This is a genomic window from Sphingobium sp. SJ10-10 (assembly GCF_036038995.2).
In the GTDB taxonomy this organism is placed as follows: Bacteria; Pseudomonadota; Alphaproteobacteria; order Sphingomonadales; family Sphingomonadaceae; genus Sphingobium.
This window is the reverse complement of sequence record NZ_CP158132.1, coordinates 2,668,208-2,680,013: the sequence shown is the minus strand read 5'-3', so window position 1 is coordinate 2,680,013 and position 11,806 is coordinate 2,668,208. Positions and strand designations below refer to the sequence as shown.

The 11,806-nt window shown below is 63.6% G+C and carries 14 protein-coding genes; 4 read left to right on the top strand and 10 right to left on the bottom strand.

Annotated features, from left to right (window positions below):
- Window positions 1-12: 12 nt before the first annotated feature.
- Window positions 13-462 (bottom strand): DUF3576 domain-containing protein, encoded by a 450-nt coding sequence (locus VVT58_RS13015; RefSeq protein ID WP_327753358.1) that lies wholly within the window; start codon window positions 460-462, stop codon window positions 13-15.
- Window positions 463-692: 230 nt separating this feature from the next.
- Between VVT58_RS13015 and VVT58_RS13010 the strand changes: the two genes are divergently transcribed.
- Window positions 693-1,424 (top strand): hypothetical protein, encoded by a 732-nt coding sequence (locus VVT58_RS13010; protein ID WP_327753273.1) that lies wholly within the window; start codon window positions 693-695, stop codon window positions 1,422-1,424.
- A gap of 274 nt (window positions 1,425-1,698) precedes the next feature.
- Here the strand turns inward: VVT58_RS13010 and VVT58_RS13005 are convergent, their stop codons facing one another.
- The gene (locus VVT58_RS13005) at window positions 1,699-2,259 is read right to left on the bottom strand and encodes a thiamine phosphate synthase (RefSeq protein WP_327753274.1); all 561 of its coding nucleotides are present in this window, start codon (window positions 2,257-2,259) and stop codon (window positions 1,699-1,701) included.
- A 23-nt stretch (window positions 2,260-2,282) separates the two neighbouring features.
- On the opposite strand from VVT58_RS13005, the gene VVT58_RS13000 reads away from it, so the two are divergent.
- Window positions 2,283-3,029 (top strand): YggS family pyridoxal phosphate-dependent enzyme, encoded by a 747-nt coding sequence (locus VVT58_RS13000; protein WP_327753275.1) that lies wholly within the window; start codon window positions 2,283-2,285, stop codon window positions 3,027-3,029.
- Here VVT58_RS13000 and VVT58_RS12995 read toward each other — a convergent pair.
- A complete protein-coding gene (locus VVT58_RS12995) occupies window positions 3,007-5,763 on the bottom strand; it encodes a TonB-dependent receptor domain-containing protein (RefSeq protein WP_327753276.1) in 2,757 nt (918 codons plus the stop codon). The two genes, VVT58_RS13000 and VVT58_RS12995, sit on opposite strands and share 23 nt — an antisense overlap.
- Before the next feature lie 190 nt (window positions 5,764-5,953).
- Complete coding sequence (gene pdeM / locus VVT58_RS12990) at window positions 5,954-6,613, bottom strand: ligase-associated DNA damage response endonuclease PdeM (RefSeq protein WP_327753277.1); 660 nt, start codon at window positions 6,611-6,613, stop codon at window positions 5,954-5,956.
- Between the two features lie 53 nt (window positions 6,614-6,666).
- On the opposite strand from pdeM, the gene VVT58_RS12985 reads away from it, so the two are divergent.
- Window positions 6,667-7,509 (top strand): rhodanese-related sulfurtransferase, encoded by an 843-nt coding sequence (locus VVT58_RS12985; protein WP_405053704.1) that lies wholly within the window; start codon window positions 6,667-6,669, stop codon window positions 7,507-7,509.
- A gap of 95 nt (window positions 7,510-7,604) precedes the next feature.
- Here VVT58_RS12985 and VVT58_RS12980 read toward each other — a convergent pair whose 3' ends face one another.
- Genes VVT58_RS12980 through VVT58_RS12965 form a run of 4 tightly spaced genes read right to left on the bottom strand, consistent with a single transcriptional unit; the run spans window position 7,605 to window position 9,652 of the window.
- Entirely contained in the window at window positions 7,605-7,868 is a 264-nt protein-coding gene (locus tag VVT58_RS12980) for a hypothetical protein (RefSeq protein WP_327753280.1), read from the bottom strand.
- Between the two features lie 7 nt (window positions 7,869-7,875).
- Window positions 7,876-8,586 carry a SprT family zinc-dependent metalloprotease gene (locus VVT58_RS12975; protein WP_327753281.1) on the bottom strand — a complete coding sequence of 237 codons (711 nt, stop codon included), beginning with the start codon at window positions 8,584-8,586 and terminating at the stop codon, window positions 7,876-7,878.
- Window positions 8,567-8,992, bottom strand: coding sequence for a YcgN family cysteine cluster protein (locus tag VVT58_RS12970; RefSeq protein ID WP_327753282.1), 426 nt, complete (start codon window positions 8,990-8,992; stop codon window positions 8,567-8,569). Before VVT58_RS12970 ends, VVT58_RS12975 begins: the two co-directional genes overlap by 20 nt.
- A gap of 3 nt (window positions 8,993-8,995) precedes the next feature.
- On the bottom strand, window positions 8,996-9,652 hold the full coding sequence (locus VVT58_RS12965) for an SCO family protein (protein WP_327753283.1): 657 nt from the start codon (window positions 9,650-9,652) through the stop codon (window positions 8,996-8,998).
- Window positions 9,653-9,699: 47 nt separating this feature from the next.
- Here VVT58_RS12965 and VVT58_RS12960 point away from each other — a divergent pair, with 47 nt between their 5' ends.
- Window positions 9,700-10,323: an ankyrin repeat domain-containing protein gene (locus VVT58_RS12960; protein WP_327753284.1), complete on the top strand. Its 624-nt coding sequence runs from the start codon at window positions 9,700-9,702 to the stop codon at window positions 10,321-10,323.
- 218 nt (window positions 10,324-10,541) lie between these two features.
- Here the strand turns inward: VVT58_RS12960 and VVT58_RS12955 are convergent, their stop codons facing one another.
- Window positions 10,542-11,036, bottom strand: coding sequence for an MmcB family DNA repair protein (locus VVT58_RS12955; protein WP_087575996.1), 495 nt, complete (start codon window positions 11,034-11,036; stop codon window positions 10,542-10,544).
- Window positions 11,037-11,137: 101 nt separating this feature from the next.
- Window positions 11,138-11,785 carry a cell wall hydrolase gene (locus tag VVT58_RS12950; protein WP_066552725.1) on the bottom strand — a complete coding sequence of 216 codons (648 nt, stop codon included), beginning with the start codon at window positions 11,783-11,785 and terminating at the stop codon, window positions 11,138-11,140.
- Window positions 11,786-11,806 lie beyond the last annotated feature (21 nt).

The following is an 11,806-nucleotide window of genomic DNA, read 5'->3' as shown; positions in this document are numbered from 1 at the left end:
GGATAAAGGGCTTTAGCCTGCGATCGCCATGCGGCGCAGGTCGCGGGCCTTGGTCAGGATGATCTCTTCCAGCTTCTGCACGGTCGCGGCCTGCACCGGGGCGTCGACCCACTGGCCGTTCTGGCTGATCTGACGGCTGGCGGCGACGCGCAGCGCATCGGCGCGCAGGTCCTGATCAAGGATGGAAACGGTCAGCTTCATCCGCTCATTGGGGCTGTTCGGATTGGCGTACCAGTCGGTGACGATGACGCCGCCGTTGGAATCCGTCTGCACCATCGGCATGAAGGACAGCGTGTCCAGCGTCGCGCGCCACAGATAGGCGTTGACGCCGATGGTCGTCACCTTCGACGCGGCAAGGTCGGCCTTGGGGCGATCCTTGGCCCCGCCTCCGCAGGCGGCGAGCGGCAGAAGTGCGGCCAGCAGCAGACCGGCGGAAAAGCGCGAAGAAAGGCGGCGGACCATCATTACTGTCCCATCAAACGAGAAAAACGCCCCGCTTCTATAGAGAAGCCGCGCCAATGGGCAAGGGGGACCGGGGCACCGCATGGCAACAGCCCATCGCGCCACCGGCAGGAGTCCTGTGTGTTCCGTGCAACAGCTCGGACAAAAAACCGGCAGCGCTCTACCAATTCCAGAGCCTTGCGTATATGACAGAAGGCAGAAAACTAGTCGGTGGGGAAGAGATTCGTAACATGCGCCTGAAAAGGGGACATATCGCATTGGCAGGCTCGGCAATTGCCGTGGCCGGCTTCATGCTGTCTCCTGCTATCGGCGCGGCGACCGATCTCGTCCGCATGCGCGCTGAGACGCCGGTATCGCTGGGCGCACTGGGCAGCATTTCCTCCTTCACCCCTACGACCAAGGACACCCGCCTGGCCGCAGCCTATGCGAAGATCGCCGCGTCCGCGAGTCGCCAGAATTTCCGTTTCACGCCCACCAGCGGCTCACTGAGCGGCCAGCGCTCGGTCACGGTCATGGTGCGCGCCGCCGACCTGAATGACCGGGTCGCCGTCAACCGGACGCTCGATCCGGTGAATATCGCGCCCGTCGCGTTCAGCCTGAACAGCGCGCATAATTGGCGCAAGTTCGCCCTGCCCGAAGCGGTGGGCCGCAAGGAACTGGACCCGGTTTCGGTCGAACCGATCGCGGGCGCCAGGAATTTCTCGCTGGACCAGGGTCGCAAGGATCGCTTCAGCACGAAGGTGCTGATCGAGAGCCGCCGCGAGCCGGTCGCGACCATCCGCAATCCCAGCGCGGACAAGGAATATTCGCTCGATCTGGCGAGTTCCTATTCGCTGACGCGCAATCTGAACGTTACGGCAGGCGTGCGCTATAATAATAGCTTCGCGGGCCGCCTGACGCCGATGACCGACGACCGCCAGGATGCGCAGGCCGTCTATCTGGGCACGATCTTCAAATTCTAAAACGCGGCCTTTAAAGGGCGACTGCATATTGGCTAGGTGGTTTGCCTGGGTCAGATATTTGCGTGTTTTTTTTGCTGACGAGAGATATCCGTTAGGGCTGAGTCCTTCGTCTGCCTGCCAAGGCAGGCGCTCAGGATAAACTTGCCTTCGGCAGGTCGAAGCCCTCAGCCGAGCGGAGCGAAGCTCCCGTGCTTCGGCTTCGCTCAGCAAGACCCTTCGACAAGCTCAGGGCGAACGGAAACTGAAAGTCCGCTTCCCACCCAAAGCAGCCACCTCACCCCTGAACCGACAGGCCGTCGATCGCCGCCCAACCGAATGCACCGATTCCCCTCAGCATAGGCCAATGCGCCGCACGCACCCCACCCAAGGCGATTACCGGACCATTGCCCAACCGCGCCAGAGCCGCGAATCGCATCCGCCCCAATGCCCGCGCATCTGGATGCGAGCGCGTCGGGAAAAGCGGAGAGAGAAAGACCAGATCGGCCCCGGCACGCCGCGCCGAAAGCATTTCCCGCCCGCCATGCGCTGGCATGCTATGAAGCAGCGCCTTTCCCCAGCCCCGCCCATCGCGCCCATGCCAGCCATCGGCGTGCCAGCCCTGCGCCTGACGCGCCGCTCCGCCCAGCATCAGCACCAAACGCCGCGCTCGCGCAATCCGCGCCACCCGGTCGAACAAGGCCCGGCGTTCAGCCTTGGGCGTGCGGTAGTGCCGGAATATGACGCCCGCCTCCCCCATGGGCAGTCGCGCAACGGCGGCCAGCAAGGCCGCCTCCCCAACCCGTTCGTCGGTCATCAGCCAGATCGTCGGCAGTTTTTTGCGGTGGCGGCGCTGCATGACCCTAGCCTATAGCAGCCGCCATGACGACCGACAGCATCGAAGCCGCAAACCGGCTGGCCCAAGACCGATTGGCCCATGTGCGCGAAGCCATGGGCCGCGCCGCCCGCCTCACCGGCCGCACCGCCGACGACATCACCCTGATCGCTGTGTCCAAGACGCAAGGCTCCGACGCCATCCGCCCGCTGATCGAAGCAGGCCAGCACGTCTTCGGTGAAAATCGCGTGCAGGAAGCGGAAAGCAAATGGCCGGTCCTGCGGGAAGAGCATCCCGATCTCATCCTGCATCTGGTCGGCCAGCTTCAGTCGAACAAGGTAGGCGATGCGGTCGCGCTATTCGACGTCATCCATTCGCTCGACCGCCCGTCGCTGCTGACGGCGCTGGCCAAGGCGATGGACGCGGCGAACAAGCGCGTGCCTTGCTTCCTTCAGGTCAATATCGGCGCGGAACCGCAAAAGGGCGGATGTCCGATTGCCGATGTACCCGCGCTCATTCGTTCGGCGCAGAACGCCGATATTCCGCTGCTCGGCCTGATGTGCGTGCCGCCCGCCGATGTCGAGCCTGCGCCCTTCTTCGCGCTGCTGGCGAAAATGGCGCGGGAAGAGGGGCTGGAACGGCTCTCCATGGGCATGTCGGGGGATTATGAAACCGCGATCATGCTGGGCGCCACCGATATTCGCGTCGGCACGGCGCTATTTGGCGAGCGCCCTGCCGCTCGCCCGATACCGGGGAGCGGCAGGGGCATGATCAGAAACTCCCGCGCAGGGTGATCCCATAGGTGCGGGGGTCGCCCAGATAGGCCGAGATCAACTGGTTCGCCATCACATTGCCCGGCCGCCCGAACTGACCGATGGTGGACTGATCCGGGCTGCTCGACTGAAGCGGGCTGCTGAAGGCGACCTGGGTATAGTCCTGGTTGAAGATATTCTGGCCCCAGAATTCCACCGCCCAACGCTGCTGCGGCCCACGGATGCCGACGCGGGCGTTGAACACCGCATAGCCATCCTGCCGCTTTTCCGGGAACAAGTCAGACCCGGTGTTGAAGTCGCTGCTCATCCGTCCGTCGACATAGAAGAGCGCCGACAGCCCGCCGGTGCCCAGGCTGGGCGTCCAGGAAGCGCTGACCGTCGTCACCACCTCCGGCGCCTGGGAGTTGATCGACCCCGGCAGCAGGAACAGCGCCGGATCGAGCGGCACCGCCCCATTGCCGCTGCCAACCAGCCGGTTGGCGAATTTGGCGCGCGCATAGGTGAAGCCCCCGGCAAAACGGACGTTGCGCACCGGCGTTGCCGACAGTTCCAGCTCCACGCCCTGGCTGATCAGGCCCGGTCCCACATCCCCGCTGGCGCAGGTCCGCGCCGTCGTCAGCGCGCTGTCGCAACCATTGATGTTCTGGACGACGAAGCTGGTGCCGTTGAAGGTGTTCAACTGGAAATTCTTGAACTCCTGCCGGAAGACAGCGACATTCGCGCTCCATTTGGGCTGGGTATATTTCAGGCCGATTTCGAACGCGTCCACCTTCTCCGCCGCAAAGCGCAGACTGGTCACGTCGGCATCGCTGCGCGGCGCGAACACGGCCGGGACCGGGTTCAAACCTGTCGATCCGAGCTGGAAACGGTCCAGATTGTAGCCGCCCGCCTTATAGCCCTTCGAATAGCTGCCATAGACAAGCAATTCGCTGACCGGCTTCCATGACAGAACGGCGGTGCCGGAAAACTGGCCATCGCTGATCTTGTCATTGAGGTTGAGCGCGCTGAGACCCGTCGAGCCGTTGCCAAGGCAGCCCAGCGTCAGGATTCCACCCGCCAAGGTGGCCCCGTTCGATCCGACAGGCGCACCGGGAATCTGCCCGGTCGCCAATTCGTAAAGATCATTGAATGGTCCCGGATTGCGCGTCTGAAGCGCTGCGCAGGTGGCATTGTCATTATTGAGATCAGCCGAGAAGCGCTTGGTCTCATGCGTGTAGCGCAGCCCCAGCGTCAGATCGAGCTGCTTGGTCAGATGGACAATGTTGTGGGTGAAAAGTGCCCAATTCTCGCTAGTCTGAAAATAGCGGGAGCTGACGTCACCCACATTGCCGATGCCATACAGCCGATCGAGCGCACCATTGACGAGCGGCGCCAGCGGTCCGAACGAAGCGGTCGCCGCAGCCCGACCGGTCGGCGTGAGGCAGCGCTGCTGTGATGGATCGATGAAGGGAGCAAGTCCACTGGGATTTGCCCCGGCACCGAGCAAAAGCCGACAGGTCGCAAAGGCGCCATAATCCGCGCCGAAACGGATATTATCCTCTAACGTCAGCTTTTCATGCGCGTAATAGCCGCCCACCAGCCAGTCCAGAACATCATTGAAGGCCGACCCCTGCGCCCGCAGCTCCTGGGTGAAGGTTCTGAACTGGCGATAGGTGTTGGGATCGCGATAGAGCAGATCGGCCCCGCTATAGTCGTAATCGCCATAATCCTGGCTCTTATAGTCGCGATAGGCGGTGATGCTGGTCAGCTTGGCGCCGCCCAGATCATAATTTATCTCACCTGAGACGCCCCAATCCTTGAGCTTGCTGACATAATTGCGGCCCGGCGTGATGGTGAGGTTGCGGTCATAGGGATCGGCGGCGAAGACGCTGCCCTGCCGCGCCAGAAGTGTTGCTATGCGGTTGGACGGCGCGGTGCGGTAGCCCCCGCCCGCCAGCGGCAGCCGTTCGCGTGTCTCGATATAGGCCGCGCCGCAGCAGCTTTCGTCGCGGTTGGTATAATCCCCGATCAGGCGGATGGAGAGCGCGTCATTGGGTTCGAACAATGCCTGCCCGCGCAGGAAATAGCGATCGCGGTCATTGGTCTCCCCGACCTTGCCGCCGCTGGCGTTCACCAGATCGTAGAAGCCGTCGCGCTTCGACCAGACGCCGTCCAGGCTGAGCGCCAACTGGTCGGTGACCGGCCCGGTGATGCGGCCCGCCAGACGCCAATAATCATAATTGCCGTAGGTGACTTCAGCCTTGCCCGCGAGCTTGAACTCCGGCGCCTTGCTGATGATGTTGATCAGGCCCGCCGAAGCGTTGCGCCCGAACAGCGTGCCCTGCGGCCCGCGCAGTACCTCGACCCGCTCGATCTCGCCCAGTTCGTTGAGGCCCGCGCCGGTACGCGAGCGATAAACTCCATCGATGAACACCGCGACGGAGCTTTCCAGCCCCGGATTGTCGCCCACCGTGCCGATGCCGCGAATCCGCGCCGACGCATTGGCCTCGGTGCCTGTGGAGGACAGCAGCAGCGAAGGCGCCAACTGATTGAGAGCGCGGATATCGGTGGCGCCGCTATTCTGCATCGCCTGCGCCGTCACGGCGGACACGGCGATCGGCACGTCGGACAGCGGGCTGGCGCGCCGCGTGGCCGTGACGATGATGTTGACGCTGTCCTGATCGACCGCTGTTGCGCTTTCCTGCGCCCATGCGACCGGAACGCAGCTGCCCAATGCAACGGCACCGGCAGAAATCAGCCAAAGGCTCTTATTCATGATGATGCTCCCTCTCGTCATCCGCGCGACTTGGGCGCCGCGTCGATATTATCGTCCAACTATGCTGATACGGCAGGACGAACGCAAGAATCGCCTTGATTTTCTAGGCTCTTGACCGCTCGTCGCAACCGGATTCTCATCCACTGTTGCCTAACGGCGACAGCTTAAATTCCGGTTTCCGTTACGTCCTTTATGCTATGGGAAATCGCAGCAGCCGGCCCGCAACCGGCACCAATGCGGTCGCGTCCGCGCCCATCACGCGCCGGATTTCGCCATGACCGGCATCGAGCCCCCCCGTCAGCGCCCCCAATGCGGGCAGGATCAATTTGGTACGGGATCCCACGAAGCAGCGCCGCGACACGTGTCGTCCCCGCACGGACAATCGGAATTTGGGGTGAAAATGCCCCGATATTTCCGGCCTGGGATCGGCAGGATCAGCCTCATGCCGCAGCCAGATACCGTCGACCTGCATGTCCGCGCGCCGTTCTCCGCCCGGCGTGTCCGCCATGCCGACATCGTGATTGCCGGTGATCCAGACCCAGTCGAGCCGGTCTGTCAGCGCCGCCAACCGCGCTCGCGTCCCCTGATCGAGCCGTGCCGCGCCATCGGCATCGTGAAAACTGTCGCCCAGGGACCAGACAGCCCGCACGCCCGTCCGTTCGACCAGCATCTCGATCATATCCAGCGTCGCCCGGCTGTCATGTGGAGGCAGAAACTGCCCAAAACGGGCGTACCAACTCGCCTTTTCGAAATGCAGATCGGCGACCAGCAATGCCGAGCGCGCCGGCCAGAACAACGCCGCTTCCGGCAATGCCAAAAATTCGTGACCCGCGAACGAAAGGGGAACCATAGGCTGGCTATGCGCCCTTGCCCTCCGGCTTTCAAGAGGGCGGCGAAGCGGCTATGGGCGCTGCCATGGAGTCCGCTTTCACCATCGCCGCGCTTTACCGCTTCGCATCCTTCCCCGATCCGGACGCGATCGCCCGCGATTTGCGCCTGCTTTGTGCGGATCTGGAGACATGCGGCACGCTGATCGTGGCGGGCGAGGGGATTAACGGTACGGTCGCGGGGAGCGAGACGGCGATTAAGGCGCTGGTGGCGCATATCCGCGCCTTGCCCGGCTGCGCCGATCTCGACGTCAAATATGCCCATAGCGATGAAGCCCCCTTCGCCCGGATGAAGGTGAAGGTGAAGACGGAGATCGTCACTTTGGGCGCGGGCGACCTCGATCCGGCGAATCAGGCGGGCGCCTATCTCGATCCGGTGGACTGGAACGCGCTGATCGCTGATCCGGACACGGTGATCATCGACACGCGCAACGCCTATGAGGTGGCGGTCGGCAGCTTCGAAGGCGCGATCGATCCAGGCACCCGCTCCTTCCGCGATTTCCCCGCCTGGTTCGACGATTTTGCCGAAAAACTGCGCGAAGAGGGCCGCGAGCCGCGCATCGCCATGTTCTGCACCGGCGGCATCCGATGCGAGAAATCGACCGCGCTGGTCCGCGCCCGCGGCTTTGACGAGGTCTATCATCTGCGCGGCGGCATTTTGCGCTATCTGGAGGAAATGCCCGAAGCGGACAGCCGCTGGCAGGGCGATTGCTATGTCTTCGACGAGCGTGTGGCCGTGGGCCATGGGCTGAAACAGGGCGATTATATCACCTGTCGCGACTGCGGATTGCCGCATGTCCGGGACGTTGTGCACGATTGCGCGGCGGACGGGTCGGGCGTCTGGCCGCATAGGAAGTAGTGTTAGAAGATCGAGGGGTAACGTGCTCCTGCGCAGGCAGGAGCCCAGGCCCGCCGTCTGAACTGGGCTCCTGCCTGCGCAAGAGCACTTGTACTTCACTTAACCGGCGTTTCGACCAGTTCCGCTATCTCGAATGCATAGCTTTTCCAGCCGCGCATCCGGGCGCCTTCTTCCGCCGCTGCCCGCTTCTTCTTCGCCTCGGCCAGCGAGCGCGCATGGCCCCAGAACACCTCCGTCTTGCCATTTTCCAGTATCGCGACGATCCGCCAATAATGGGTGAAGGCGTCCGCCGTCGGCCCGATGGTCTTCACATAGCCGTCCGGCATAGTGGCTGTCAGATAGCGCTTCTTCCTGCCCATGCGTCCTTCAGCCCATGAAGCGATGCAGCGCCGTCCCATAGGCGCGCAACCATGCCCGCGCCGGTCGAGGATCTTCCCCCAAAATCCGCTTGTGCGCCGCATGAAAGGCCGGGCTGTGGTCCATGTGCAGCAGATGCGCCAGTTCATGCGCCACGGTCGCCCGGCGCACCTCGGGCGGGCAGAGGATCAGCCGCCAGCTATAGCGGATCGCGCCGCTGGAGGCGCAACTCGCCCAGCGGCTGCGCGGATCGCCAATGCCGACCGACGCCACGATCAGTCCATTATCCCGCGCCATCTCATGGCTTTCGGTTTCCAGTACCGCCTTCGCCCGCGTCTTCAGCCAACGCAGCACGCGCGATGCCACCGATTCCGCCGCCCCGCCGAGCAGCAACCGTTCGTCCTCCAGCCGGATCGTGCGGGGGGCGCCTTCGACCCAGCAGATGCGCACCTTCCGCCCCTCCAGCGGAAAGACGGCGCCATCGCAAAGCGTCACTTGCGCCGGTTGCCGCGCCATTTGCGACCGGACCCAGCCCTCATGCTCCTGCGCCCAGCCGAGCGCCCGCTTCAGATTGGCGCGGGTGGGCAGCGAGAGCCGCAATTCCCCCCGCGCATGGTCCAGCGACAGCCGATAGGCCTTGGTCCGCGCCGACCGGCGTATCCGCACCGGAACGGCGACGCCGTCGACGACAAGGACGGCGTCAGAGCTCTCTGTCGACAAGATGGTTTTCCCAATCGCCAGCGTCGGCTTCCGCAATGGTCCAGCCGCGCACGGATTCCTTTGCCCGGTGCACCGCCTCGCGATCGCCGCAGATCAGATAATGCCATTCCGGCAATGGCTTGCCCTCGCCCCGCAGCCGATAGGCGCAGGTGCGCGGCAGCCAGCTTATCGTCTTCACCTTGGCGGGCGTCAGCCGCACGCAATCGGGCACGAAGCGGCGCCGTTCCTTGTAATTGGTGCATTGCCCGCTGTGCCGGTCGAGCAACCGGCAAGCGACGTTGGTGGGGTAGATACGCCCCGTATCCTCATCCTCGGCCTTGTGCAGGCAGCATTTGCCGCAACCGTCGCACAAGGCTTCCCATTCCGCGCGGTCCAGCTTGTCGAGGGGCTTTTCCCAGAAGTCCAACCGTCACTTCACCCATTTTTCGAGGAAGGCCGTCACCTTTGCGGGATCGCCCTCATCAGCGTCCGGCGTCCCCGGATCGTCCACCGGCACCAAAGCGACCGGCGCGCCATCGGTCCCGAAAAGATAGGGCGTCCGGCTGTGGCTGACCAGATAGCCGCTCGCGCCCTTCGCCTCTTCCTTGTTGTAGAGCACAACGAAATCCTTGGCCACCTTGGCGATCTCGTCCGGCGTGCCGGTCAGGCCGATCAGCCGGGGGTGGAAGGCCGCGACATAGGTTTTGAGGACCGGAGGCGTATCCCGTTCCGGATCGACGCTGATGAAGATCGGCTGGAGCTTCGCGGCAAGGGCCGGTTGGTCCTTCTCGAACTTGGCAAAGCCCTGCATGATCCGTTGCAGGTCGATGGGGCAGACATCGGGGCAATAGGTGTAGCCGAAATAGACCAGCCGGTATTTGCCCTTGAAATCCTCCCAGCGGACTTTTTTCCCATCCTGGTCGGTCAGGGTGAAGGACGCGCCGATGCTCGCCCCATGCAGATCGCCCTGGGCGCTCTCCTCACCGCTTGATGCATTGCCTCCTGTCCCAATATTACAGGCTGCCAGCAGGGCGGTAAGCGGCAGGGCGAGCGAAATCAGCGCTTTGTTCATGGCGCCGCCAGCCATGCCCTGCTATGGCCCGATTTGCAAATCCCAACGGGGCTATGGACAAAATGACAGGACGTTTTCCGGCTTGGATGGGCGTTGGCCGTGCCGCCGCTCTGGCCTTGGCGCTGCTGTCGCCGGTCGCGGCGCAGGCGCAGTTTTCGGACAATTACAACTTTCTGAAGGCGGTCAAGGATGCCGATGGGCAGAAGGTGACCGACCTGATCCAGAAGCCCGGCTCCACCGTCATCAACAGCCGGGACGTGACCACGGGCGACACCGCGCTGCATCTGGTCGTCGCCCGGCGCGACAATACATGGCTGACTTTCCTGCTCGCCAAGGGTGCGAACCCGAACCTGACCGACAATAACGGCAACACGCCGCTGATGGACGCGGTGCAGGCCCGGTTCGAGGAAGGCGCGCGCAGCCTGCTCACCTATAATGCGCTGGTGGACAAGGCCAATGGCAGCGGTGAAACGCCGCTGATCCGGGCGGTGCAACTGCGCGATCTCGGGCTAGTCCGGTTGCTGGTGGCGCAGGGGGCCAATCCCGACAAGCGCGATACGATCGCCGGCATGTCGGCGCGGGATTATGCGCAGCGCGATGGCCGCACACCGGGGCTGGTGGAAGCGCTGAGCGCGGCGAAGACGACGGCTGCGCCTAAAGGGCCGGTTCAGGGGCCGGTGTTCTGATTTTGGGCAATTTCTGACGAGAGAATCCGTTCGGGCTGAGCCCTTCGTCTGCCTGCCAAGGCAGGCGCTCAGGATAAACTTGCCTTCGGCAAGTCGAAGCCCTCAGCCGAGCGGAGCGAGGCTCCCATGCTTCGCCTTCGCTCAGCAAGACCCTTCGACAAGCTCAGGGCGAACGGAAACTCAAAGTCCGCTTCCCATCCATCTCCGCCCAAGTCGTGCTACCACCCCAGTTCCGCGGCATGGTCCGGGTCGGCCAGCGCTGTCAGCCGTCGCGCTGCCCGCCTGGCGAAGCGCAGAGTCTCCGCCTTGCGCCGCGCCGCCGCCAGCGGTTCCATCGGCGCCGGGCGGACCAGTTCGGCATCATATTGATCCGCGACGATCAGTCCGGTCCGTCCGGGCCACAGCGCCTCACTCTCGAACAACGACAGGTCGAAGCCTGACGGCACCGCCCAGAAATAGCGGTCGCAATAGTCGAAATAATCCGACCATTTCATGTCGCCCAACAGGTCGGCGCGGCTGCATTTGATCTCGACAATGGTGATCCGCCCCGCCCCATCCAGCGCCATGATATCGGCGCGACGACCATTGGGCAGCGGTACTTCCAATATGCCGCTCATGTCGTGGCGGAAGAACAGGCGTAGCGTGCCCCGCGCCACGGCCAGGGCCGTGCCGTCAGTCAGGGGCGAGCAACTGTCGGAAAAGTCGGATTCCATGCACCCCTTTTAGAACAGGACGAGAACAAAAAGAAAGAGCCGATTCAGGCATCGCCCGAACCGGCCCTCTTCACCCCCTTCGCGCCCGGCGCGAAAGCGTGTCAGCGATAGAAGATATGATTGTCGATCGCGGCGAGCTGACGCTTGCCCCAGCCCGGCGAAACGCGGCGGGCATGGAAAAACAGCGCGCCCTCAGCCTTGCTGTCCCAGCTATCGTCCATCGCGATCTGGGCGATGGCAACGGCTTCGCGCCAGCTTTCGCTGCCCATGCGGATCGACGGCATGCCGCGACCGCGCACAAAGCTGAACTGGCCCGGCTGGTAGACGACGCCGCACAGGCTGTCGGCAAAGCGGCCGGACTTGGCGCGGTTGATAATGACGCGGGCAACGGCCAACTGGCCTTCCAGGCTTTCGCCCTTGGATTCGAAATAGACGGCGCCGGCCAGGCACTTCATGTCGCCTGCAACATCCTCGGCCACGCCTTGCGCGTTCACGAGGGCGGCGAGATTGTCTGCCTTCACATCGTCGCTGTCGGAAAGAGGAGCCAGCGACTGTGCGACTTCGCGCGGCGCGGCAAAAGTGACGGCGGGCTTCACGCCGGCCGGAGCTGCATTGAGCTCATTGCTCCCGGGGAGGGAGAGAACCGACGGAGCCGCTTCGGAAGCGCTCGACATGTCGGCTGTGGTCAACGCCGCAGTGGCGGACAGGGAAAATGCCGCGACGATCGCAGCCCTTAGACGAAAACTCATTACAGCTCAAAATCGTGCGGT